We start from the raw sequence: 21412 nt of genomic DNA on the forward strand, positions 1-21412 counted from the left end.
TTGTGTTCGGCGGTGTCCTACTCTCCCACACTGATTAAGGTGCAGTACCATCGGCGCTGGAGGGCTTAGCTTCCGGGTTCGGAATGGGGCCGGGCGTTTCCCCTCCGCTATAGCCGCCGTAACTTTGTGAAACAACCACACACGATTGATTATTTATTCGTGTGTTGTTTCAGAAGTACATAGTGGATGCGAACACAACCAGAAACCAATGAATGATCTGGTGATGTTGTGGGTGTTGTTGGTAAGTCCTCGGCCGATTAGTACCAGTCACCTGAACACATTGCTGTGCGTACAGTTCTGGCCTATCAACCCCATGGTCTGTAGGGGGCCTTAACCCCGCAAAAGGGGGTGAGAAACCTCATCTTGGAACAGGCTTCCCGCTTAGATGCTTTCAGCGGTTATCCCTTCCGAACGTAGCTAACCAGCAGTGCCCCTGGCGGGACAACTGGCACACCAGAGGTTCGTCCGTCCCGGTCCTCTCGTACTAGGGACAGGTTTCCTCAAGTTTCTTACGCGCGCGGCGGATAGAGACCGAACTGTCTCACGACGTTCTAAACCCAGCTCGCGTGCCGCTTTAATGGGCGAACAGCCCAACCCTTGGGACCTACTCCAGCCCCAGGATGCGACGAGCCGACATCGAGGTGCCAAACCATCCCGTCGATATGGACTCTTGGGGAAGATCAGCCTGTTATCCCCGGGGTACCTTTTATCCGTTGAGCGACACCGCTTCCACTTGCCGGTGCCGGATCACTAGTCCCGACTTTCGTCCCTGCTCGACATGTACGTCTCACAGTCAAGCTCCCTTGTGCACTTACACTCAACACCTGATTGCCAACCAGGCTGAGGGAACCTTTGGGCGCCTCCGTTACCTTTTAGGAGGCAACCGCCCCAGTTAAACTACCCACCAGGCACTGTCCCTGAACCCGATCAGGGTCCGAGGTTAGAAGTCCAATACGATCAGAGTGGTATTTCAACAACGACTCCATGAACACTGGCGTGCCCACTTCACAGTCTCCCACCTATCCTACACAAACCGAACCGAACACCAATACCAAGCTATAGTGAAGGTCCCGGGGTCTTTTCGTCCTGCCGCGCGTAACGAGCATCTTTACTCGTACTGCAATTTCGCCGAGTCTGTGGTTGAGACAGCAGAGAAGTCGTTACGCCATTCGTGCAGGTCGGAACTTACCCGACAAGGAATTTCGCTACCTTAGGATGGTTATAGTTACCACCGCCGTTTACTGGGGCTTAAATTCTCAGCTTCGCCACCAAAGTGACTAACCGGTCCTCTTAACCTTCCAGCACCGGGCAGGCGTCAGTCCGTATACATCGTCTTACGACTTCGCACGGACCTGTGTTTTTAGTAAACAGTCGCTTCTCTCTGGTCTCTGCGACCCACACCAGCTCAGGCAGTAAATACCGTCACCAGGATGGGTCCCCCTTCTCCCGAAGTTACGGGGGCATTTTGCCGAGTTCCTTAACCACAGTTCTCTCGATCGCCTTAGTATTCTCTACCTGACCACCTGTGTTGGTTTGGGGTACGGGCCGTGTACCAACTCACTAGAGGCTTTTCTCGGCAGCATAGGATCATGGAATTCACCGCAACGGCTACGCATCACCTCTCAGGCTTCATGAACGACGGATTTGCCTATCGCTCGCCCTACAGGCTTACACCAGTACAACCACTGACTGGCCCCACTACCTTCCTGCGTCACCCCATCGCTTGCCTACTACCAGCCAAGGTCCCATGCATCACCCCAACTCGGCACCCGAAGGCACTCTCGTGAGGATCAGGATGGTTAGTACAACTGATTCAGCATGGGCGCGGATACACGGGTACGGGAATATCAACCCGTTGTCCATCGACTACGCCTGTCGGCCTCGCCTTAGGTCCCGACTCACCCTGGGCGGATTAGCCTGGCCCAGGAACCCTTGGTCATTCGGCGGCAGAGTTTCTCACTCTGCTTTCGCTACTCATGCCTGCATTCTCACTCCCACACCCTCCACCACTAGATCACTCTGTAGCTTCCACGGATGCAGGACGCTCCCCTACCCACCCACACACCTGGCCGGAACCCCGTAAGGCTCCGACGGGCAAAATGTGAGTGCCGCGGCTTCGGCGGTGTACTTGAGCCCCGCTACATTGTCGGCGCAGGATCACTTGACCAGTGAGCTATTACGCACTCTTTCAAGGGTGGCTGCTTCTAAGCCAACCTCCTGGTTGTCTTCGCGACCCCACATCCTTTTCCACTTAGTACACGCTTAGGGGCCTTAGCCGGCGATCTGGGCTGTTTCCCTCTCGACTACGAACCTTATCGCCCGCAGTCTCACTGCCACACTCTCACTTACCGGCATTCGGAGTTTGGCTGACGTCAGTAACCCTGTGGGGCCCATCGGCCATCCAGTAGCTCTACCTCCAGTAAGAAACATGTGACGCTGCACCTAAATGCATTTCGGGGAGAACCAGCTATCACGGAGTTTGATTGGCCTTTCACCCCTACCCACAACTCATCCCCTCCATTTTCAACTGAAGTGGGTTCGGGCCTCCACGACGTCTTACCGACGCTTCACCCTGGCCATGGGTAGATCACTCCGCTTCGGGTCTAGACCCGGCGACTCAAACGCCCTATTCAGACTCGCTTTCGCTACGGCTACCCCACACGGGTTAACCTCGCCACCGAGCACTAACTCGCAGGCTCATTCTTCAAAAGGCACGCCATCACCCACCACCACAAGGGTGCACAGGCTTTGACGGATTGTAAGCGTCCGGTTTCAGGTACTATTTCACTCCCCTCCCGGGGTACTTTTCACCTTTCCCTCACGGTACTAGTCCGCTATCGGTCACCAGGAAGTATTCAGGCTTACCGGGTGGTCCCGGCAGATTCACAGCAGATTCCACGAGCCCGCTGCTACTTGGGGACACCGTCACGCAAGACCATGTGTTTTCAGCTACCGGACTCTCACCGACTACGGCAGACCATTCCAGGCCACTTCACCTAACACACGATTTTCTGACTCACGCTTCCACAGGCAGATGGAAGAAGACGAACCCCACAACCCCACACACACAACCCCTACCCGGTATCACATGCGCATGGTTTAGCCTCATCCGCTTTCGCTCGCCACTACTCACGGAATCACAATTGTTTTCTCTTCCTATGGGTACTGAGATGTTTCACTTCCCCACGTTCCCCCCACACAGCCTATACATTCAGCTGGTGGTAACACGACATCACTCGTGCTGGGTTTCCCCATTCGGACACCCTCGGATCACAGCTCGTTTGACAACTCCCCGAGGACTATCGCGGCCTACCACGTCCTTCATCGGCTCCTGGTACCAAGGCATCCACCGAACGCCCTTACACACTTACAACAACACCTACAAACAACCCCCACCACACAACCCCACAACAAAGGGGGCCACGCCGCGAGGACCGAATGTAGACATCACCACAACAAACAAATCATTTTCTGCTAAATCACAGACCAACAAAAGTTGGTTTGAAATAAAGATGCTCGCATCCACTATGCACTTCTCAAACAACACACACCCACCCACGAATCCGTGCTCCCGCAACCATCACAGTCACGATCACCACCCGAACCCGCATCATGAGCTAGGTCAGAGACAACACTGGTGTGTTCCCTCAGAACCCCGATAGCGTGACGATGAACCCGCCGGCCCTCACGAGCACTGGCAGTCACCCCGCACCGACACCAGAAAGCGCCGAGCATGGATGTGTCTGATGTTTCACCCTTGAACACACACACGCCGCAGAACAAACGCCTGCCGAAACATGTGTTGTTGTGTGCTCCTTAGAAAGGAGGTGATCCAGCCGCACCTTCCGGTACGGCTACCTTGTTACGACTTCGTCCCAATCGCCGATCCCACCTTCGACAGCTCCCTCCCACAAGGGGTTAGGCCACCGGCTTCGGGTGTTACCGACTTTCATGACGTGACGGGCGGTGTGTACAAGGCCCGGGAACGTATTCACCGCAGCGTTGCTGATCTGCGATTACTAGCGACTCCGACTTCATGGGGTCGAGTTGCAGACCCCAATCCGAACTGAGACTGGCTTTAAGGGATTCGCTCCACCTCACGGTATCGCAGCCCTCTGTACCAGCCATTGTAGCATGTGTGAAGCCCTGGACATAAGGGGCATGATGACTTGACGTCATCCCCACCTTCCTCCGAGTTGACCCCGGCAGTCTCCTGCAAGTCCCCGGCATAACCCGCTGGCAATACAGGACAAGGGTTGCGCTCGTTGCGGGACTTAACCCAACATCTCACGACACGAGCTGACGACAGCCATGCACCACCTGTACACCAACCACAAGGGAACGACTATCTCTAGCCGCGTCTGGTGTATGTCAAACCCAGGTAAGGTTCTTCGCGTTGCATCGAATTAATCCACATGCTCCGCCGCTTGTGCGGGCCCCCGTCAATTCCTTTGAGTTTTAGCCTTGCGGCCGTACTCCCCAGGCGGGGTACTTAATGCGTTAGCTACGGCACGGATCCCGTGAAAAGGAACCCACACCTAGTACCCACCGTTTACGGCGTGGACTACCAGGGTATCTAATCCTGTTCGCTACCCACGCTTTCGCTCCTCAGCGTCAGTTACTACCCAGAGACCCGCCTTCGCCACCGGTGTTCCTCCTGATATCTGCGCATTTCACCGCTACACCAGGAATTCCAGTCTCCCCTGTAGTACTCAAGTCTGCCCGTATCGCCTGCACGCCTACAATTGAGTTGCAGAATTTCACAGACGACGCGACAAACCGCCTACGAGCTCTTTACGCCCAGTAATTCCGGACAACGCTCGCACCCTACGTATTACCGCGGCTGCTGGCACGTAGTTGGCCGGTGCTTCTTCTCCAGGTACCGTCACTCACGCTTCGTCCCTGGTGAAAGAGGTTTACAACCCGAAGGCCGTCATCCCTCACGCGGCGTCGCTGCATCAGGCTTGCGCCCATTGTGCAATATTCCCCACTGCTGCCTCCCGTAGGAGTCTGGGCCGTGTCTCAGTCCCAGTGTGGCCGATCACCCTCTCAGGTCGGCTACCCGTCGTCGCCTTGGTAGGCCATTACCCCACCAACAAGCTGATAGGCCGCGGGCCCATCCCACACCGCAAAAGCTTTCCACCAACCACCATGCGACAGTTGGTCATATCCGGTATTAGACCCAGTTTCCCAGGCTTATCCCAGAGTGCAGGGCAGATCACCCACGTGTTACTCACCCGTTCGCCACTCGAGTACCCAGCAAGCTGGGCCTTTCCGTTCGACTTGCATGTGTTAAGCACGCCGCCAGCGTTCGTCCTGAGCCAGGATCAAACTCTCCATGAAAAAACAGCGAAACAAAACCAACCCCCACAAGAAGGGCCAGCGTTTCAACAAAAATCAGGAAAGCGAAACCTGACCAAAATAAACCTAGCAAAATGTGACACCCAGACGGGGCCCGAGCGCCACACAAAACAAACATCTACATCCACAAAAGATGCACGATGCCAAAAAATGGCATCAGACAATTCATCATCACACTATCGAGTTCTCAAAGAACACACACCCACCAGCTACCCACCCCAACAAAGGGACTCTCACCAGCAGACTTGCATGTCAACCTACCAAGCCACCCCGTCTCCGAGGCAACTCTTCCAACCTACCAGACCCCAACCCCAGCCCGCAACCCAGTAACAGTTCCGAACCTCAGGGACCTGGCAACCCCAACCACCCGGCAAGACACAAAGCCTCAACCAAAACAATCAGGGGCGGTCAGCCACAAACCCGGTCTCCACTCCCCGAACCAGACCCTTCCAGGCCCTCCGAGGCGGCGCCGTGGCGCGCTGACTCGACATAAGTTACGCACCACTCCACTCGACGTCAAATCGCCTGGTCACAGGCGGTCTGGAGCTCGTGTCACCGGCATACCCGTGCAGACTTCGTGCGGCTGTCCCCGCCAAACCGGTCGATCGGCACCCCGGGGCGGCTGGGCACGTGATCGGCGGCGGCCTTCTCGCCGTCGACCGGGATCAGCAGATCGGATCACCCGACCTCGACTCGAAGCACCTCGAGTCCGGTCGGCGAGTCGACCGGTGTGAGTGCGCCGGCCTCCCTCGAGGGATCGTCGTCGCCGAGAGGACTTCGCCCACCGAGGTGTCGGCAGATAGCAAGAACCCCCGCCCGGGAGTCCCGGGCGGGGTTCTTGGCGTTGGTAGCGGGGACAGGATTTGAACCTGCGACCTCTGGGTTATGAGCCCAGCGAGCTACCGAGCTGCTCCACCCCGCGTTGGTGAACACAACGTTACACAGCGGTTCGTCAGCGATGCAAATCGATACCCCAACCTGTCGCGACCTGGGCAAACGCCCGTGACGGCGGTCACTTCCGGCACGTAGCCGCAGGTCGGCGCGAGGTCGCCGGAGGCCGCCGGCGTGGGTCCTTGAATGTGATGCCGATCACATCGGGCGTACACTCGGCACACGAGAGGCCACCGCCGAGGAGGAACCATGAACACTCACCGTTTCCACCACGAGAGCCACGGCAATCATCCGATGAGCTTCGTCGGTTTCGTCCTGGCACTGGGCGGGTTCGCCATGGCCGCACTCTGGCTGGTCCACATGGCCGTCGGCAACGTGGGTACCGCGATCGTCTGCGGCCTGCTGATGGTCGCCGCGTTCGCCACCGCGGTGTCGATCTTCTTCTCGCTGGGTCATCGACACCACCACAGTCCGGTACTCCCCGACAACACCCCCAACGAAACCGAGCGCTACCTGCGGAAATATCGCGGCTAGCGATACCTCGCACACGTAGCGCTCGGTGACAGGGCGAACCTCGACTAGTTGGGCGCGGCCAGTGACTCGTACCGGGCAACAGCCTGGCTCAACTGGTCGAGCGCCTGACCGTATGCGGCGAAATCCCCACCCTGCTGAGCTTGGCGCAAGGCCGTGATGGCATCTCCGATGGCCTTCGCGGCAGCATCGCGCTCCGGCGAATCACCCTGCTGCGGTGGCTCATTCGGAGTCGGGGTGCCTGTGTCGGGCGACCCGGCCTGGTCCGGCTCGGTCGGCTCCTGGTCGTCGGGGATCACTCCCAAAGCGGGTGTGATGCCGACCTGCCGCAGTGCGGCCGCAGTAGTCGGCGCGTAACCGATACTTGCCACTCGTTCAGCTGGTTCGTACCGGGTGATCACCCGGAACAGGCGGGGGAAAGCTTCCTGGCCCTGCGCCTGTGCATAGACCGGGACGACGTGCAGAATCCCGTTGTCTCCGACCGGAAGAGTGAGCAGGTTGCCGAACGTCACTGTCGCATTGTTCTCAAGGGGCTTCAGCGAATCGGCGACCTTGCGGTCCGTCTTCATCGGGTTGAAGGCCTGTTTCGGACCCGACCGTTGCGCGTTCCCGGGCAGCTGCTTGACCGTCATCTGCCCGTAGTTCTCGGGGTTCGACGACACCGTCACGTATGCACCGAGGATCGGCCGGTTGAGTCGGGTGAGAACCGAGGTCAACTGGAACGTCGGCTGTCCGCTCTCCGGGTCGGACGCCACGAAGTAGTACGGCGGCTGATCGAGTCCGCGCTGATCGGCATCGGGATCGGTCGGATCCGAGGGCACCGACCAGAAGTCGCTCGCCTGGAAGAACGTCTGCGGCGAATCGACGTGGTAGCGGGTCAGCAGCGACCGCTGGATCTTGAAGATGTCCTCGGGGTAGCGGACGTGCTCCCGCAGCGACGTCTGCGCGTCGAAGTCGGCGCGAGACTTCACCGTTCCCGGGAAGACCTCCATCCACGTCTTCAGCACCGGGTCCTCGGTGTCGAACTGGTACAGCTCCACCTCACCGGTGTAGGCGTCGACGGTCGCCTTCACCGAGTTGCGCACGTAGGACACGGTCTTGTTGACCTGGGTGCGGCCGGTCTGCCCGGGATTGAGGTCCTGGGCGTCGGCGGTCGCACTCTGCAGCGAGGTCGGCTGCGAATACGGGTAGTTGTCGAGAGTGGTGTAACCGTCGACGATCCACTTGATCGAGCCGTCCTCCATGACCGCGGGGTACGTCTTCGAATCCACCGTCAACCACGGCGCGACCTGTTCGACGCGGTCGCGGGGGTCGCGGTTGTAGATGATCTTCGACGCCGAGTTGATCTCCCCCGACAGCAGGAAGTTGCGCTCCGCGTATTTGGCCATGTAGAGCACCCGGTTGAACCAGTTGCCCAGGGACACCCCGGCCGGCCCCTGATAGGTGTACTTGTCGTCACCGATGTCGTGCTCACGCGCCTGTCCGTCGTCGGAACCGACGATCGCGTAGTCAGGGTCGATCTTCGCGAGCAGCTCACCGAAGTAGATGCGGGGCTGCGCCACCTTGATCGGGGCGTCGCGCTTGTACTCCTCGGACTGGTAGTTCGAGGTGTCGCTGACGTAGTAGAACGGGTCGCCGCCGCCGTCGATGTCGTTGACGTCGCGCGACTCGTTCACCCGGTTGGCGGGCGCTGCAACGAACCCGTCCCCGTGGGTGTAGACGAGGTGCTTGTTCAGCCAGTTCTGCTGGTTCTCGAGGTAGCGACTGGGGTCCAGCTCGCGCACCGCGACCACGAAGTCGCGCAGCTCGCCGTCGATGCGATAGCGGTCGACCGCAAGTTGGGTCGGGAACCCGTAGAAGTTCTGCCGCTGCTGCTGCTGGATGAATGTCGGCGACACGACGTTCGGGTCCAGGACGCGGACGTTCGACAGTGTCGGCACGTCGCTGTTCACGAGTGCCGGTGTGGCCGGTCGGGAAGTCCAGTCGTTCTGGGTGACGACCTTGTCCGGCCCGATCCCGTACGCCTCGCGCGTCGACGTGATCGCGCGGTCTATGTATTCGGCTTCTTTCTGCGCCGCGTTCGGCTTGACCGAGAACTGCTCCATCGTGAGCGGCCAGCCGACCCCGATGAGCAACGCGGAGAACAGCATCAGGACGGTGGCGAGTGCCGGCACCCGGAGGTCGCGGAGCACGATCCCGGCGAAGAACGCGACCGCACAGATGACCGCGATCGCCATCAGGATGAGTTTCGACGGCAGCACCGCATTGATGTCGGTGTAGCTCGCGCCGGGGAAGATCTCGGCTTTTCGTTGACTCGACAACAAGGAGTATCTGTCGAGCCAGTAGGCGGCCGCCTTCAACAGCAGGAAGGTGCCGGCCAGAACTGCCAGCTGGATTCGTGCCGCGGTGGTGACCGTACCGCCGCCCTGGCCCAGACGGATTCCGCCGAAGAGGTAGTGGGTGACCAGGTTCGCCAGGAAGGCGACCACGACCACGACGAACAACAGGTTCAACACGAACCGGTAGAACGGCAGGTCGAAGGCGTAGAACCCGATGTCGAGGTTGAACTGGGGATCGGTCCGCCCGAACGACTGCCCGTGCAGGAACATCTGCACCGTCGCCCAGGATCCTTGCGCGACCAGGCCGGCCAGCGCGCCGATGATCACCGCCGGGACGATCGCGAACCAGCGGACCTTGCTCATGATGGCGGTGCGGTAGCGCGCGAGCGGATCGTTCGGTCCCGCGGTCGGGACGAACACCGGACGGCTGCGGTACGCCAGGGACACCGCGCCGAAGATGATGGCCCCGACGACGATCGTGGTGACCGCGAAGAGGATCACACGGGTCCAGATCACCTTGGTGAAGACGCCGGAATACCCGACGTTGGAGAACCAGAGCCAGTCGGTCGCGAGACCGACCAGGCGTGGCCCGACGAGCAGCAGCACCAGGACGGCCACGCCGAGCCCGATGATGATCTTGCTCCTGCGTGACAGTGTCGGCATTCCCGCCGGCCCTCGGACGCCCACCAGACCCACTCTCCAAAGCTCTCAACCCGGACACCACCCGCACACGATTGCCTGCTGGGCGTGGTGCCCACTGTACTGGCACCACCCGGGTGACCAACTCACTCGGGGCGCCCGCTCAACGATCGCGACACGTCGGTGGTTCCCTCGCGGCACGGCGGGGTCGTCGTCGTGCGGCACTGCGAGGCAAGATGAGCACGTGCCCGGCGACTCGAACACCCCTCGTGCCTTTTCCACCGACGACCTCGGCAGTGCCCTGAGCGAGATCATGGAACACGTCGACACGCGCGGCTGGGGACAGCCGCCGTCGGTGTTCGCGCTGGCACCCACCGCCCTGCTCGCCGAACGTCTTCCCGACGTCATCTCCGCGGACGGCCCGGTCTTCACGCCCGTGGAGGAGGAGGATGTCGCCGACCTCGACGAGTTCCTGGCGTCGGCGATCTGGCCCCCGGCGGTCGCCGGCGCCGCGGTGGCCATCGAGATCATCATCGTCGAGCCCGAGGACGACGATGACCTCACGCCGCGCTACGTCGTCACCGAGACCGGCGAGCAGCACCCGGACGAGGAGGTCGCCCGCCTGGTCGTCGGGGTACTGCGCAACGGCACCGACCTGGCCCTGATGCGGCTACGTCCGATCCCCGACGAGAAACCCGAGCTGCTCACCCATCCGCAGCTGGCCCTCGAACTGCGGGAAGCACTGCACGACACCTTCGCCCCCGATGAGCCGGAGACACCCGGGCGGAGCTGACCCGCGGGTGCCGGTGCCGCGTCAGCAGGTCGGCGCGGGACGTCCCGCGCCGATCGCACCCAGCGCGTCGACCGCGCCGTCGAGGGTGTCGACCTTGACCAGCTCGAGTCCGTCCGGTCGCTCGGAGACCGCTTCGGCACAGTTGCGGGCCGGGACGAGGAACACCGTCGCGCCGGCGTCGCGCGCGGCGCGGGTCTTGTGCGTGATGCCGCCGATCGGTCCGACCGCACCCTCGTCGGTGATGGTGCCGGTGCCGGCGATGAACTTGCCGGAGGTCAATTCGCCGGGACTCAGCTGGTCGATGACCGCGAGTGCCAGCATCATCCCGGCCGACGGCCCGCCGATGTCCCCCACCGTGTAGGTGACCTCGAGCCGGGGATCGGCGTTGACGACCTCCGGGACGACACCGAGATACCCGTCGTCGGGGTTCGCGGGATGCTTGCCGAGCGTGACCGACACGGTCTGCCGGGCGCCGGCACGGATGATCTCGAGCGGGAGCACGGTTCCGGGCGGGTTGTCACCGACGACCTTCCGGAGCTGTTCGCCGGTCTCCACCGGCACACCCCCGGCCGCCACGACCTCGTCACCGGCGCGCAGCACCCCGACCGCGGGCCCGTCGGGTCCGACGCTCGCGACGCGCAGCGCCGTCGGCCGGTCCAGGTAGCGGAGCGCGGCGACCGTCGCGTTCTCCTCCGAACCCGTCATCTGCTGGGCGTTCTCCTGCTGCACCTGTTCGGTGGTGCGGTCGGGCGGATAGACCTGATCACGGGGAGTGAGGGAGTAGGTGCCCGACAACCACATGCCCAGCGCGTCGAAGAGCGAGAGCCCATCCCGGACTGAGACGGTGGTGAGATTCAGGTGCCCGGTCGTCGGATCGGTTGCCGCCCCGTCGATCTGCACGACCTTGCGCTCGACGACCGCGCCGTCGTCCTCCACCTTCGTCGTGCCGAGCGTGTTCAGCGTCGGTCCGGGTCCGAGTGCGGCGTAGGGCACCTGCACCTGTGTGCCCACCACCAGCAACGCCAGCAGGACCACGGTGGAGACCGCGGCCGCGGCGATTCTCCGGAAGCGGGGGCTCGAACTCATTCCGCACACGATAGTGCCCCGCGGCGACGACGAGCCTGCCGCGCCGAGGCAGCATGAGCCGACTACGCGCAGGGCGAACAGTCGTCGCCGTTTGCGCGCCTCACCGGGCGGTACGGTGGAACCCATGAGTGATCTGCCCTTCGGCTTCTCGTCGTCCGATGACGGCGACGACGACCGCGCCAAGAACAGCGGTGACAAGAACAAGCCGGGCGACAATCCCGGCGGCAACCCGTTCGGCGGGTCCAATCCGTTCGGATTCGGGGGCGGCCAGGGGTTCGGGGGCGGGCCGGGCGGCGACTTCGACCCGTCGAACTTCGACCCCAACATGATCGGCCAGATGTTCTCGCAACTGGGCAACATGTTCAGCGGCATGGGGGCGGGAATGGCCGGCGGCGGGGACGGCCCGGTGAACTACTCGGTGGCGACCAATCTGGCTCGGCAGCAGATCGGTTCGTTCACCCCCATCCTCGAGAAGGAGAACACCGCGTCGGCCGACGCCGTCCGCCTCGCCGACGTCTGGCTCGACGACGCGACGAACTTCCCCAGCGGGGTCACCCAGACCGTGGCGTGGACCCCGGTCCAGTGGCTCGAGGAGTCCATGGACACGTGGAAGGGTCTGTGCGATCCGGTCGCCGAACAGCTGGCCCGGACCTGGCAGGACAACCTCCCCGCCGAGGCCGCGCAGTTCGCCGGCCCGATGATCGGGATGCTCACCCAGATGAGCGGCATGGCGTTCGGCACGCAGCTCGGCCAGGGCCTCGGACAGCTCGCCAAGGAAGTGCTGACGTCGACCGACGTCGGCCTGCCGCTGGCGCCCGAGGGCATCGCCGTCCTGCTTCCCGAGGCGATCGCGAAGTTCGCCGAAGGTCTCGAGCAGCCGGCGCAGGAGATCATCGTCTTCCTCGCCGCGCGTGAGGCCGCACATGTGCGCCTGTTCACCCACGTCGGCTGGTTGCGTCAGCGACTGCTGACCACCGTCGAGGAATACGCCCGCGGAATCAGTATCGACTTCAGCGGGATCACCGACGCCACCGCCGGGATCGACCCGACCCAATTGCTCTCCGACCCTTCGAAACTCGAGGAGCTCATCAACTCGTCGACGTCGTTCGAGCCGACCACGACCCCTGAGCAGAAGGCAGCGCTCGGCCGCCTCGAGACCCTGCTCGCCCTCATCGAGGGCTGGGTGGAGCAGGTCGTGACGCGAGCACTCGGCGATCGGATCCCGAGCACCGGCGCACTCACCGAGACCATGCGCCGCCGGCGCGCCTCGGGCGGGCCGGCCGAGCAGACGTTCGCGACCCTCGTCGGTCTCGAGCTCCGACCCCGCAAGGTCCGCGAGGCGTCGGAGCTGTGGCGTCGCACGCTGGAGGCGACCGACGTCGCGACCAGGGACGGCGTGTGGGCTCACCCGGATCTGCTGCCCGATTCCGACGACCTCGACAATCCCGCCGGTTTCATCGATCGTCTCTTGGCCGGCGACGAACTCGACGACCCGATCGCACAACTCGAGAAGACCATCGCCGACGAGAAGGCGCGCGGCGATGAGCGCAAGCGCCCCGGTCCCCAGACACCCGAATCCGGAGGCGACCCCGGTGACGACTCGGCGCAAGGCGGATCGTAGATCCACACCCTCGGTGGATCCGGCCGTGTTGTGGATAACCTGCTCACCGAACGTCACTGAAGGCGTCCGGCTGGCAGAGTTGCCGCATGTCGCCAGCCCGGACGAGTTCCAGCGCCATCTCGCCTCCCACCCGCGCGGATCGTTCGACCGCGGTGCCACGGCTGCTACCGGGTACGCCGATTCTCGTTCAGCCCGGGAACTCGGTCCGGGTCGGGATCGATCCGGCCGACAGCCTGCTCCTCGAGTTCGACGCCGCGGTGTCGGCGCATTCCGTTGCCGCGCTGCTGCGGTCGCTGGAGGACACGTGCACGACGGACACCTTCGCCCGCCGCGCCCGCCGCGCGGGCCTGCACGACGACGACCTCGACCTCGTCCTGAGCAGTCTGGTGGCGGCCGGCCGCGCGGTCGTCGATGTCGATCGCCGCACGCCGGAATTCCGCATCCTGATCCACGGTCAGGGACCGATCAGCGAGCAACTGACGAGTTCGTTGGGTGGCACGGGCAGATCTGCCCGGCGGACCATGCGCCGACTCCCCGACGGCTCGCTCGACGCCATCGACACCGACCTGGTGATCCTGACCGACTTCGTCGTCCACGACCCGCGGGTCGTCTTCGCGCTGACCCGCGCCCGGATCCCCCACCTGCTGGTCCGGGTGCGAGACGGGGTGGGCATAGTCGGGCCGCTGGTGTTGCCCGGTCTGTCCAGCTGCCTGATGTGCGCCGACCGGCACCGGTCCGACGCGGACCCGGAGTGGCCGGCATTGGCCGTGCAACTGATCCGAACGTCGGGACAGGCGAGTCCGACCATCCTGGCGATGACCACCGCCATCGCGCACTCCCAGATCGAACGGCTGGTGGCCGCCGTGCACGACGAGCGGCCGAGTTCGAATCCGCCGCCGGTCCCGCAGCTGCTGGATCGCGTGCTGGAGGTGCGCGACGACCCGACTCGACTCAACATCAAGCGGTGGTCGCCGCACCCGGACTGCGATTGTCGTCCCGTACCGGATTCACGAGCCAGGTCGTCTAATGTGTGACGCGGAAAGGATGCTATGACCGACATCACCAAAGGACAGGGTCGCCGAAACGCGAAACTGGCTTCTCTTCCGATCGGTATGGCCGGTCGGGCCGCTGCCGGTTTCGGCAAGCGCATGGTCGGCAGGGACCGAGACGAGGTCAACCAAGAGCTCCTGGAGAAATCCGCCGAACAGCTTTTCGCCGTCCTCGGCGAACTCAAGGGCGGCGCCATGAAGGTCGGGCAGGCGCTCTCGATCATGGAAGCCGCCATCCCCGACGAATTCGGCGAGCCCTTCCGCGAAGCCCTCACCAAATTGCAGGCCGACGCACCGCCCATGCCGGCGGACAAGGTCCACAAGGTGCTCGACCAGCAGCTCGGTACCCGCTGGCGCGAGCGTTTCCAGGACTTCTCCGATGTGCCGGCTGCCTCTGCGTCCATCGGACAGGTCCACAAGGGGGTCTGGTCCGACGGCCGCGAGGTCGCGGTCAAGGTGCAGTATCCCGGCGCCGATCACGCCCTGAAGGCCGACCTGAAGACCCTGTCCCGCATGTCCGGACTCCTGCAGCGCCTGTCCCCCGGCACCGATGTCAAGGCGATGATGGACGAACTCATCGACCGGACCGAGGCCGAACTCGACTATCTCGGTGAAGCCGACAACCAGCGCGCCTTCGCCAAGGCCTACGACGGTCATCCCGATTTCCTCGTCCCCAAGGTCGTCGCGAGCGCACCCAAGGTCGTCGTCTCGGAGTGGGTGGACGGCGTTCCTCTGTCGAAGGTCATCACCACCGGTGACCAGAAGACCCGCGACGATGCCGCTGCGAAGATGGCCGAGTTCGAGGTCAGCTCCCCGTATCGGGTCGGGCTCCTGCACGGCGACCCGCATCCGGGCAATTTCTTCCTGGCCACCGACGGACGTTTCGGTGTCCTCGACTTCGGTGCGGTGGGTCACTATCCGGACGGTCTCCCGCCCGAGACCGGCCCGATCCTCCGGCTGGCACGCGACCAGAAGTACGACGAGCTCAAAGAACTCATGATCTCGGCCGAGTTCATCCGTCCGTCCCACGCGAACAAGGTGACGAGTGCCGACCTCGAGGCCTACCTGCGTCCGTACGTCGATCCGCTCTTCTCCGAGTCGTTCCACTTCACGCGGAAGTGGATGCAACGGGCCGCGGGCAAGGCCACCGACGTCCGGGGCGAGGTGTACAAGACGTCACGAAACCTCAACGTGCCCAAGCGTTTCGTGATGGTCTTCCGCGTGCTCGGCGGTTGCGTCGGCATCGCCTCGCAACTCGAGGCGCACGCTCCCTACCGCGCCATCATGGAGGAGTGGGTTCCCGGCCTGGGCGACTGACCCCGCCCCGGCAGACACCACACGCCGACACGACACGCAGAAACGACACCGGCGCCGCGAGCATCTGCTCACGGCGTCGGTGTCGTTTCTTTCGTTGTCGTTGTCACGCAACGTTCTTGCGCGGGCGGCCGCGGGGACGCTTGCGTGCGATGACGGCGCCTCGTTCGAAGATCTCGCCGCCCCAGACCCCCCAGGGTTCGGACCGATCGAGCGCGGCCTGCAGGCACTGGGTCCGCAGCGGGCACTCGGCGCACATCGCCTTTGCACGCTCGAGGTCACGGGGGTCTTCGGCGAACCACAGATCTGCGTCGGCGACCTGGCAGGGCAGGTCGAGCCGGGCGGTCGCTGCGCGGTCCGCCGACATACAGGACTCGAGTACGCATTCGACAGTCATTGGGATTCTCCACATCTGCTCGTTTGGGGTGTTGAACCCGAGTCCTCGATGTGGCTCTGTGTCCGAGACCCCTAGCGGGGCGGAGATTCGGATGACAGAAAAAAAGAGGGCCACGGGTGTCGCCTCTGCGATTCGCCCGTGGCCCGGATTGTCTCGGAGATCTAACTCCGGGAACTTCGGAACAGAACGGGGAACCGACGCGGCGCGGGTGCTGCTGCTGCGGGCGGTGCGATTCGCGCTACGCGCGCTTCGGCTGCCAGGTGCAGAGCCGCCGGAGGGAGGGCGACCGGGCGTGCAAAGCTCGTGCACGCTCGGGCGACCGGCATCCAGGAGCGGGTGCGACCGGTACGCGCGATGGCGGGCTGGTTCGGCGTCGCCGCATGCGATGTGGTCGCATACGCGTTCGCCGCGCTCAGTTTCGCCGCAGACTGGCAGATGCCGGCCTGGCGCACGATGATTCCGTTCACTGATCCGCTCCCTTCTGGTCTCGTGGCTTGTCGCTTTGTCGTCGGTCGTCGGTGATTCTGCTGGGGCCGCGTGACGGACACACTCGGCCGATCCCCGTACTGACGGGAATCAGACTAGACGCTGGGCCGAAACACGCACAACCTATTTTTGACCTGCAGTTTTGACGAGGTCGAGGATGTCCTCGCCGTACTCGTCGACCTTCTTGGCCCCGATCCCCGAGATCGCCACCAGCGCAGCGGTATCGGTGGGACGCTGCTCGGCGATCGCGGTGAGCGTCTTGTCGGAGAAGACGACGAACGCCGGAACCTTCTTCTCCAGGGCCCGCTCGCGACGCCACTCCTTGAGCGAGACCAACAGCCCCTCGTCGAGGTCCGACGGGCATCCGGCGCACCGGCCGAGCAGTGTCGCGGTCGAATCCATCAGCCGTGAACCGCAGACCCGGCACGTCGGTCCGCGGCGGGGTGTGCGCTCCTTCGCGATCGGCGAGGCGGGCGAGTCGTCGGGAACGAGGTCGGCGAGGAACCGTGACCGCCGGCGGGCGCGGCCTCCCTCGTTGCGGGCCAGCGCCCACGACAGGTGCAGGTGCTCGCGGGCGCGGGTGACGCCGACGTAGAACAGCCGGCGTTCCTCCTCGACCTCCTCCCACGAGCCCTTGATCGCCTGACTGATGGGCAGCGACCCGTCGGTGAGTCCCACGAGGAACACCGCATCCCATTCGAGTCCTTTGGCCGCGTGCAGCGAGGACAGCGTCACGCCCTGCACGGTCGGTGGGTGACGCGCCTCGGCGCGGGCCGCGAGCTCGGCCGACAGCTGCGGCAGCGTCAGCTCGGAATTCTCGGCCACCATGTCCTCGGTCAGCTGGACCAGCGCTTTCAACGACTCCCAGCGGCTCCGCGCCTGTGTGCCCGACGGTTCTTCCTCGGTGAGCCCGAGTTCGCCGAGGACTGCTCGCACGACGTCGAGGATCTCCACGTCGGGCCTGACCTCGCGACCGGCGACAGTGGCGAGTTGCCGCATCGCCTGCCGGACCTCGGTGCGCGCGAAGAACGCCTCGCCGCCGCGGACCTGGTACGGGATGCCCGCCTCGGTCAGCGCCTGCTCGTAGTTCTCCGACTGCGCGTTGACGCGATACAGAATCGCGATCTCCGCGGGCGCGACCCCGGCACGGATGAGGTGTTTGATCTCGATGGCGACAGACGTTGCCGCGGCGGGCTCGTCGTCGTACTCGGCGAACTGCGGTGCCGGGCCGGCGGGTCGTTGTCCGACGAGGCGGAGGCGGGTGCCCGCGATCCGTCCTCGGGCCGCACCGATGACCCGGTTCGCGAGGTCGACGACCTGCGGAGTGGACCGGTAGTCCCGCTCCAGGCGGACGACCGTCGCCTCGGGGAACCGGCGGCTGAAGTCCAGCAGATGGTTGGGGGACGCGCCGGTGAAGGTGTAGATCGTCTGGTTGGCGTCACCGACGACCGTCAGATCGTCGCGCTCGCCGAGCCAGGCGTCGAGCAGACCCTGCTGCACCGGGGTCACGTCCTGGTACTCGTCGACGACGAAACACCGGTACCGCGAACGGAACTCGTCCGCCGCTCCCGGTTCGGCGGTGAGGATCTGCGTCATGTAGATGAGCATGTCGTCGAAGTCGAGCAACCGGTCGCCGTCGGGTGAGACCTTGGCGTCCTCGTAATGCCCGTACACGGCAGCGACCTTCGCCGGCGGCGCCGGGGACTCGCGGCCGAGCCGGCCGACGGCCTCGACATAGTTCTCCGGTGAGATCAGCGAGGCCTTGGCCCACTCGATCTCCGACGACAGGTCGCGCAGGGTGTCGGTGGCGGTGTCGAGACCGGAGCGCCGGGCCGCGCGCGAGATGAGCGGGAACTTGTTGTCGAGGAGTTCCCATCGTGCGTCGCCGAACGCCCGCGGCCAGAAATACCGCAACTGGCGCATCGCAGCGGCGTGAAAGGTCTGGGCCGCGACGCTGCCCCCCGAACCGCCGCCGACACCCAGACCGCGCAACCGGGTCCGCATCTCCCCGGCTGCCCGTGCGGTGAACGTGACCGCGAGCACCTGACCGGGATTCACCTGCCCGGTGTCGATGAGGTGGGCGATCCGTCGGGTGATGGTCCGCGTCTTGCCCGTACCCGCCCCGGCCAGCACACACACCGGTCCGCGCGGCGCCAGGACCGCGGCACTCTGTTCGGGGTCGAGCCCCTCGACCGCGCCTCGACTCACCGGCGACGAGGCACGAGGCGAGGACTCGGGGTTCGCAGCAGAAGTCGGGTGAGGCACGGCGTCCACTATGTCACCAACCACCGACGCCGCCCGCAGGGGAGAACGACGCAACCGGGAACAGCCGGCCCGGACATGGTGTTATGAGACCCATGAGCAACGTGATCGACGACGAGGCCGGCGCCCGCACCTCCGACACCGGCGAACTGACCATGTACACGACGTCGTGGTGCGGATTCTGTGCCCGCCTCAAGACCGGCCTGAAGAGCAGCGGCATCAGCTGGCAGGAGATCGACATCGAGCTGAACCCCGACGCCGCGGAGTTCGTGGGCAGTGTCAACGGCGGCAATCACGTGGTGCCCACCGTCCTCTACGCCGACGGCACCACCGCCACCAACCCCTCCATCGCCGACGTCAAGGCCAAGCTGGGCGTCTGACGCGCTGGGCATCTCGCCCAGCCCTTCGCCCCGATTTGGCACCCTTCGTGACGCGCCCTCCGCAAGCTCCGGACGCTCCTCAGGGGGCGATGGGGGTCGCATCTTTCATCCTCAGGAGCACTCCTCAGGGGGCGATGGGGGTCGCATCTCCCATTCTCAGGAACAGGGCACGCGGCCGCGCTAACCGGCCGCCCAGGCCTCGATCATCGACCGCGCGATGGAGATCGACCCGGGAAGACGCAAGCGGTCGGCGTCGTCGGAACCCGGCGCCTCGGCGCGCGACCAGCCGTCGCCGCGGGCCAGTGCCTCCCGGACCTCGTCGCGGTGGAACCACTGCGCGTCGCCGATCTCGCCGTCGAGGAATGCCAGTTCGTCGGCCGGGTCGCCGATCGCCGCGAAACCCAGCATGAGCGATCGCGGGAACGGCCACGGCTGGCTTCCCAGGTAGCGCGGTTCGCGCACCACGATCCCGACCTCCTCGTGCACCTCCCGCAGCACACACTGTTCGAGCGACTCCCCCGGCTCGACGAAACCGGCCAGCGTCGAATACCAGCCGGCCGGCCACACCGCCTGCCGGCCGAGCAGGATCCGATCGGCGCCGTCGTGGACGACGGTGATGATCGCCGGGTCGGTCCGCGGGAACTCGTCCCGTCCGGAGTCGACGCTGCGCCGGACCCAGCCGCCTCGCGCGGGCTGGGTGACCGAACCGTCGACCGGAGAATGACGGGCGGTCTCGTGCCAGTTCAGGATTCCCAGCGCGGTGGCGAGCAGGCCCGCCTCGTCGGCGGACAGACGCGTCGCACCGCGTCGGGCGTCATCGGTCGGTCCGTCGATGTGGTCCACCCGCCGTGTCCACAGGTCGGCTCCCCCGTCGCCGTCCGCTGCGTCGAACCCGAGGATGACCGCGTCCGCGGGCGGCGCCTGGGCGACGGTGGTGGCGGCGACCCAGTGCAGCTCACCGGCATCGGTCACCGGGTAGCGACCGGCCGCGTCGATCAGCAGCACCTTCGCCGTCGGCCAGCCGGCGGCCATCCGTGGCGCGTCGTCGCGGATCGCGTCCGCGCGGTCGAACACCGCTCGCGACAGCAGGGGCGGTTCGGGCAGCTCGAAATGCACTGTCGCACAATCCTTTCTCGGATGCAGCGGATCGGTCAGTCGTCGTTGGGGCTCTTGCGGACGTACAGCAGACGGTCGCCGACCTCGATCTGCTCGACCGCGCTGTCGTCGACGCGGTGCAGCACACCGTTCCGTACGACGCCGAGGACGATGTCGCGGGTGTGGCTGGGCGATCCGCCGGTCTCGGTCGGGTCGACCTCCCGTTCGGCGATGGCATACCCGGCGTCCGGGGTGAGGAGATCCTCGATCACCTCGACCACCGACGGGGTCATCGTCGCGATCCCGAGCAGGCGGCCGGCGGTCTCCGACGACACCACGACCGAGTTGGCGCCGGACTGACGCATCAGATGGGTGTTCTCCGACTCCCGGATCGACGCGACGATCTTCGCCCGCGGATTGAGTTCGCGGGCGGTGAGCGTGGCGAGGACCGCGGTGTCGTCGCGGCTGGTGGCCACTACGATGCTCGTCGCGTGGGCGACACCGGCCAGGCGGAGGACGTCGGACTTGGTGGCGTCGCCGCGCACCGTGACCAGCCCGTCGGAGGCGGCCGCCTCGAGCACGGTGGCGTCGGCGTCGACGACGACGATCTCGGAGGGCTTGATGCCGTCACCCCGCATCGCGTCAACCGCGGTGCGGCCCTTGGTGCCATAACCGATGACCACGGTGTGATTGCGCACGGTATTCCTCCAACGCTGGATCTTGAGCGCCTGCCGCGACCGTTCGGTGAGCACCTCGAGGGTGGTACCGATCAGCACGATCAGGAACAGCACGCGCAAGGGCGTGATGATGACGAGGTTGATGAAACGGGCGAACGGCGTGATCGGCGTGATGTCGCCGTAGCCGGTCGTGGAGAGGGTCACCGCCGAGTAGTACAGCGCATCCAGGTACGACAGCTCGTTGTCCTGGGCGTCGCGATAACCGGCGCGATCCAGCCAGACGACCACCGAGGTGAACAGCAGCGCGAGGGTTGCCCAGAAGACGCGCCGGCCGATCGCCCGGCTCGGACTCTGCTGCAGTTCGGGGATACGGACGACACCGACCAGTGCATGGTCGGGCCGGTTGGCCAGCTCGGTACCGCCGAAACGTCGGCGCAGACGGCTAGCCACCGGCGCGCTCGCGCCCGTCGAGTTCGCTCACACGCTGCAAT

12 protein-coding genes, 1 tRNA gene and 3 rRNA genes are annotated in these 21412 nt (G+C 64.4%); 6 read left to right on the top strand and 10 right to left on the bottom strand.

Going from position 1 to position 21412, the window contains the following annotated elements; all coding sequences use genetic code 11:
• Nucleotides 1–4: 4 nt before the first annotated feature.
• The 4 genes from rrf to AC3B5T_RS00020 all read right to left on the bottom strand — a co-directional run bounded on the left by rrf (nt 5) and on the right by AC3B5T_RS00020 (nt 6283).
• A 5S ribosomal RNA gene (gene rrf, locus AC3B5T_RS00005) occupies nt 5–121 on the bottom strand.
• 116 nt (nt 122–237) lie between these two features.
• Nucleotides 238–3373, bottom strand: a 23S ribosomal RNA gene (locus AC3B5T_RS00010).
• Nucleotides 3374–3820: 447 nt separating this feature from the next.
• A 16S ribosomal RNA gene (locus tag AC3B5T_RS00015) occupies nt 3821–5343 on the bottom strand.
• Together the 16S, 23S and 5S rRNA genes form the textbook arrangement of a ribosomal RNA operon.
• Before the next feature lie 863 nt (nt 5344–6206).
• A tRNA-Met gene (locus tag AC3B5T_RS00020) sits at nt 6207–6283 on the bottom strand.
• A gap of 218 nt (nt 6284–6501) precedes the next feature.
• Between AC3B5T_RS00020 and AC3B5T_RS00025 the strand changes: the two genes are divergently transcribed.
• Nucleotides 6502–6786: a hypothetical protein gene (locus AC3B5T_RS00025; RefSeq protein ID WP_055475530.1), complete on the top strand. Its 285-nt coding sequence runs from the start codon at nt 6502–6504 to the stop codon at nt 6784–6786.
• Between the two features lie 44 nt (nt 6787–6830).
• On the opposite strand, the gene AC3B5T_RS00030 is transcribed toward AC3B5T_RS00025, so the two are convergent.
• Nucleotides 6831–9785 (bottom strand): UPF0182 family protein, encoded by a 2955-nt coding sequence (locus AC3B5T_RS00030; protein WP_231632677.1) that lies wholly within the window; start codon nt 9783–9785, stop codon nt 6831–6833.
• Nucleotides 9786–10005: 220 nt separating this feature from the next.
• Here AC3B5T_RS00030 and AC3B5T_RS00035 point away from each other — a divergent pair, with 220 nt between their 5' ends.
• Nucleotides 10006–10554, top strand: coding sequence for a PPA1309 family protein (locus tag AC3B5T_RS00035; protein ID WP_055475532.1), 549 nt, complete (start codon nt 10006–10008; stop codon nt 10552–10554).
• A 21-nt stretch (nt 10555–10575) separates the two neighbouring features.
• On the opposite strand, the gene AC3B5T_RS00040 is transcribed toward AC3B5T_RS00035, so the two are convergent.
• Entirely contained in the window at nt 10576–11640 is a 1065-nt protein-coding gene (locus tag AC3B5T_RS00040; protein WP_044507073.1) for a YlbL family protein, read from the bottom strand.
• A 124-nt stretch (nt 11641–11764) separates the two neighbouring features.
• Between AC3B5T_RS00040 and AC3B5T_RS00045 the strand changes: the two genes are divergently transcribed.
• The 3 genes from AC3B5T_RS00045 to AC3B5T_RS00055 all read left to right on the top strand — a co-directional run bounded on the left by AC3B5T_RS00045 (nt 11765) and on the right by AC3B5T_RS00055 (nt 15627).
• The gene (locus tag AC3B5T_RS00045; protein WP_010843952.1) at nt 11765–13261 is read left to right on the top strand and encodes a zinc-dependent metalloprotease; all 1497 of its coding nucleotides are present in this window, start codon (nt 11765–11767) and stop codon (nt 13259–13261) included.
• Nucleotides 13262–13347: 86 nt separating this feature from the next.
• Nucleotides 13348–14295, top strand: coding sequence for a hypothetical protein (locus AC3B5T_RS00050; protein WP_231632678.1), 948 nt, complete (start codon nt 13348–13350; stop codon nt 14293–14295).
• Nucleotides 14296–14310: 15 nt separating this feature from the next.
• Nucleotides 14311–15627: an ABC1 kinase family protein gene (locus AC3B5T_RS00055; protein ID WP_014927713.1), complete on the top strand. Its 1317-nt coding sequence runs from the start codon at nt 14311–14313 to the stop codon at nt 15625–15627.
• 103 nt (nt 15628–15730) lie between these two features.
• On the opposite strand, the gene AC3B5T_RS00060 is transcribed toward AC3B5T_RS00055, so the two are convergent.
• Both AC3B5T_RS00060 and AC3B5T_RS00065 read right to left on the bottom strand, forming a co-directional pair.
• Nucleotides 15731–16021 (bottom strand): WhiB family transcriptional regulator, encoded by a 291-nt coding sequence (locus AC3B5T_RS00060; protein WP_044507075.1) that lies wholly within the window; start codon nt 16019–16021, stop codon nt 15731–15733.
• A 609-nt stretch (nt 16022–16630) separates the two neighbouring features.
• Complete coding sequence (locus AC3B5T_RS00065; protein ID WP_055475536.1) at nt 16631–18781, bottom strand: ATP-dependent DNA helicase UvrD2; 2151 nt, start codon at nt 18779–18781, stop codon at nt 16631–16633.
• An 83-nt stretch (nt 18782–18864) separates the two neighbouring features.
• On the opposite strand from AC3B5T_RS00065, the gene AC3B5T_RS00070 reads away from it, so the two are divergent.
• Nucleotides 18865–19149, top strand: a complete 285-nt coding sequence (locus AC3B5T_RS00070) for a mycoredoxin (protein WP_010843946.1) — start codon at nt 18865–18867, stop codon at nt 19147–19149.
• Between the two features lie 180 nt (nt 19150–19329).
• On the opposite strand, the gene nudC is transcribed toward AC3B5T_RS00070, so the two are convergent.
• The gene (gene nudC, locus AC3B5T_RS00075) at nt 19330–20265 is read right to left on the bottom strand and encodes an NAD(+) diphosphatase (RefSeq protein ID WP_055475537.1); all 936 of its coding nucleotides are present in this window, start codon (nt 20263–20265) and stop codon (nt 19330–19332) included.
• A gap of 35 nt (nt 20266–20300) precedes the next feature.
• Nucleotides 20301–21371 (bottom strand): potassium channel family protein, encoded by a 1071-nt coding sequence (locus AC3B5T_RS00080; RefSeq protein WP_010843944.1) that lies wholly within the window; start codon nt 21369–21371, stop codon nt 20301–20303.
• Between the last annotated feature and the right edge of the window lie 41 nt (nt 21372–21412).

It is taken from the genome of Gordonia sp. G4, assembly GCF_057770005.1.

Coding starts and splice junctions, on each gene's coding strand:
- AC3B5T_RS00025 (WP_055475530.1), top strand. CDS start 6,502: ATGAACACTCACCGTTTCCACCACGAGAGCCACGGCAATCATCCGATG.
- AC3B5T_RS00030 (WP_231632677.1), bottom strand. CDS start 9,785: ATGCCGACACTGTCACGCAGGAGCAAGATCATCATCGGGCTCGGCGTG.
- AC3B5T_RS00040 (WP_044507073.1), bottom strand. CDS start 11,640: ATGAGTTCGAGCCCCCGCTTCCGGAGAATCGCCGCGGCCGCGGTCTCC.
- AC3B5T_RS00045 (WP_010843952.1), top strand. CDS start 11,765: ATGAGTGATCTGCCCTTCGGCTTCTCGTCGTCCGATGACGGCGACGAC.
- AC3B5T_RS00050 (WP_231632678.1), top strand. CDS start 13,348: ATGTCGCCAGCCCGGACGAGTTCCAGCGCCATCTCGCCTCCCACCCGC.
- AC3B5T_RS00055 (WP_014927713.1), top strand. CDS start 14,311: ATGACCGACATCACCAAAGGACAGGGTCGCCGAAACGCGAAACTGGCT.
- AC3B5T_RS00060 (WP_044507075.1), bottom strand. CDS start 16,021: ATGACTGTCGAATGCGTACTCGAGTCCTGTATGTCGGCGGACCGCGCA.
- AC3B5T_RS00070 (WP_010843946.1), top strand. CDS start 18,865: ATGAGCAACGTGATCGACGACGAGGCCGGCGCCCGCACCTCCGACACC.